This is a genomic window from Pseudomonas bharatica, from assembly GCF_048586865.1.
In the GTDB taxonomy this organism is placed as follows: domain Bacteria; phylum Pseudomonadota; class Gammaproteobacteria; order Pseudomonadales; family Pseudomonadaceae; genus Aquipseudomonas; species Aquipseudomonas bharatica.
In genome coordinates this window covers 1-3,342 of record NZ_JBMAWR010000050.1, presented here as the reverse complement: position 1 = coordinate 3,342, position 3,342 = coordinate 1, and the positions used below count along the sequence as shown (strand labels likewise).

Here is a 3,342-nt window from a genome sequence, read left to right as displayed (position 1 = left end):
AAATGTGGGAGCCGGCGTTGCCGGCGATGCGCCGCGCGGGCGGCGCTCGATCTCAAGGGCGCCAGAAAAGTCATGGCAAGCACCTGTCAGCCCTGATGCGATCTACTGACGGGCCTTCTCACCTCAAAAGATGTGTAGATACCCATGCTCATCGCTGGCAAGCCAGCTCCCACAGGTTTCGCGGCGTACACAGAACCTGTGGGAGCTGGCTTGCCAGCGATTAGGCCTCAAATACTCAGTTGAACAGAACCTTGGCCACATCCCCGAAGCGCTTGGCGAAATGCACCGTCAGCCCTTGTTTCAGGTACTCCGGCAACTCCAGGAAATCACCCCGGTTCGCCTCCGGCAGGATCAACTCGAAGATCTTCTGCCGGCGCGCCGCGATCACCTTCTCGCGTACCCCACCAATCGGCAGGACCGCTCCCGTCAGGGTCATCTCCCCCGTCATCGCCACGCCTTTCTTCGGCGCCTGGTCACGCGCCAGCGACAGCAGGGCGCTGGCCATGGTGATGCCAGCACTTGGGCCATCCTTCGGCGTTGCGCCTTCCGGCACGTGCAGGTGAACGAAGGCTTCGTTGAAGAAGGTCGGATCGCCGCCAAACTGTTTCAGGTGCGAACTGACATAGCTGTAGGCAATTTCCGCCGATTCCTTCATCACGTCACCCAGTTGCCCGGTCAGCTTGAAGCCTCGGTTGAGCGTATGGATGCGTGTCGCTTCGATCGGCAGGGTGGCGCCGCCCATGCTGGTCCAGGCCAGCCCGGTGATCACGCCCTTGCCGGCCAGTACCTGCTCGCTGCGGAACACCGGCATGCCCAGCGCCGCCTCGAGGTCCTTCGGACCGATCTTGATCACCGCGTCCGGCTCATCGAGCAGCCGTACCACCGCCTTGCGTACCAGCTTGCCCAGTTGCTTCTCCAGTTGACGCACACCCGCCTCGCGGGCATAGCCTTCGATGACCGCACGCAGCGCGGCATCGCTGATGCTCAGGCTGGCCTTGGCGACCCCGGCCTTCTGCAACTGCTTGGGCCAGAGATGGCGCTTGGCGATCGCCAGTTTTTCCTCGGTGATGTAGCCGGACAGGCGGATCACTTCCATGCGGTCGAGCAGCGGGCCGGGGATGGAATCCAGGGTGTTGGCAGTGCACACGAACAGCACCTTGGACAGGTCCAGGCGCAGGTCCAGGTAGTGATCGAGGAAGTCGACGTTCTGCTCCGGATCGAGGGTTTCTAGCAGTGCCGAGGCCGGATCGCCCTGGTAGCTCTGGCCCATCTTGTCGATCTCGTCGAGCATGATCACCGGGTTCATCACCTCGACATCCTTGAGCGCCTGCACCAGCTTGCCCGGCTGGGCGCCGATATAGGTGCGGCGATGCCCCTTGATCTCGGCCTCGTCGCGCATGCCACCAACGCTGAAGCGATAGAACGGCCGGCCCAGGGATTCGGCGATGGACTTGCCGATGCTGGTCTTGCCCACGCCCGGCGGGCCCACCAGCAACACGATGGAGCCGCTGATCTCGCCCTTGTAGGCGCCGACCGCGAGGAATTCGAGGATACGGTCCTTGACGTCCTCCAGCCCGGAATGATGCTGGTCGAGGACCTTGCGCGCATGCTTGAGGCTCAGCTTGTCTTCGCCATACACGCCCCAGGGCAGGGCGGTGGCCCATTCCAGGTAGTTGCGGGTCACCGCGTACTCCGGTGAACCGGTCTCGAGGATCGCCAGCTTGCCCATCTCTTCATCGATACGCTTCTGCGCAGCGGCGGGCAGGGTCTTGCCGTCGAGGCGTTGCTTGAACTGTTCGAGGTCGGCGCTGCGGTCGTCCTTGGTCAGGCCCAGCTCCTGCTGGATGACCTTGAGCTGTTCCTTGAGGAAGAACTCGCGCTGGTGCTCGCCGATCTGCCGGTTCACCTCGGCGGAGATCTCGTTCTGCAGTCGCGCGACCTCGACTTCCTTGCGCAGCATCGGCAGGACTTTCTCCATGCGCTTGAGGATCGGCACGCAGTCCAGCACTTCCTGGAGCTGCTGGCCGGTGGCCGAGGTCAGGGCGGCGGCGAAGTCGCTCAGCGGCGACGGGTCGTTGGGGCTGAAGCGATTGAGGTAGTTCTTCAGTTCTTCGCTGTACAGCGGGTTGAGCGGCAGCAGCTCCTTGATCGCATTGATCAGGGCCATGCCGTAGGCCTTCACCTCGTCGGTGGGCTCGGGGCTCTGGTGCGGGTATTCGACTTCCACCAGGTAGGGCGGGCGATGATGCTTGAGCCAGGTGCGGATACGCACCCGGGTCAGGCCCTGGGCGACGAACTGCAGCTTGCCGTTCTCGCGGCTGGCGTGGTGCACCTTGACCAGGGTGCCGTACAGCGGCAGGGCCGAGGTGTCGAAATGACGATGGTCCTGCAGCGGCTCGTCCATGAAGAACAGGGCGAGGCTGTGGTGCGGGGTCTTGGCCACCAGGTCGAGGGTTTCCGCCCACGGCTCTTCGTTGACGATCACCGGCAGCACCTGCGCGGGGAAGAACGGGCGGTTGTGGATCGGGATCACGTAGACCTTGTCCGGCAGTTGCTGGCCGGGCAGGGCAAGGGTCCGGCCGGTCGGGTCGGTGGTATCGAGATGTTCGACTTCGGCGTATTCGTCTGGATGTTCCGGGAGATCCTGCTGGTCGCTCATGGGGCACCTGCGTGAATGACTATGGTGCTTAGATGGGGCGGTCCGAGGGTGGTTTCAATACCGGACGGCTTTTGTCGGGAAGGCCCGGTGAAAATGCAGCTTAGTGCATGTAGGGGAAACTGATTGCGAAGTGCTACTGTTGCTGCCTGTCGCCTGATCGGGTCAAAGGAGTCGCCAATGGACGCACCGAAGCGCATCCACCGTGAGTTGCAGGACATCAGCAAGGATCCGCCGGCCAATTGTTCGGCCGGGCCGGTGGGTGAAGATATCTATCACTGGCAGGCCACGGTAATGGGGCCGAGGGATACGCCTTATGAGGGCGGGGTGTTTTTCCTGGATGTGCAGTTTCCCCGGGAGTATCCGGCAAAGCCGCTGAAGCTGGTGTTCAAGACGCGGATCTGGCATCCGAATATCGATGAGGATGGCGAGATCGGGCTGGAGATTCTCGACCAAAACTGGAGCCCGGCGCTGACCTTGTCCAAGGTGCTGTTGAGCGTGCAGGCGCTGCTGGTGGATCCGGAACCGCGTGGGGCGTTGAACCTGAAGGCGGCCGCGGAGTTTCAGCGGGTGCGGGCGCAGTTCGACAGGACGGCGCGGGAGTGGACCCGGACGTTTGCCATGTAGATTTGCAGTGGGTTTGAGGGCCCTATCGCGGGTGAACCCGCTCCCACAAGGTACGCATA

Annotated in this window: 2 protein-coding genes; one reads left to right on the top strand and one right to left on the bottom strand. The window is 62.8% G+C overall.

The genetic code is table 11. From position 1 onward, the window contains the following. Positions 1 to 235 precede the first annotated feature (235 nt). Positions 236 to 2,659 carry an endopeptidase La gene (lon, locus tag ACKLLE_RS27065; protein ID WP_064305054.1) on the bottom strand — a complete coding sequence of 808 codons (2,424 nt, stop codon included), beginning with the start codon at positions 2,657 to 2,659 and terminating at the stop codon, positions 236 to 238. 177 nt (positions 2,660 to 2,836) lie between these two features. Here lon and ACKLLE_RS27060 point away from each other — a divergent pair, with 177 nt between their 5' ends. Beyond that, positions 2,837 to 3,283 carry a ubiquitin-conjugating enzyme E2 gene (locus tag ACKLLE_RS27060; protein WP_420059596.1) on the top strand — a complete coding sequence of 149 codons (447 nt, stop codon included), beginning with the start codon at positions 2,837 to 2,839 and terminating at the stop codon, positions 3,281 to 3,283. The last annotated feature ends 59 nt before the right edge of the window (positions 3,284 to 3,342 follow it).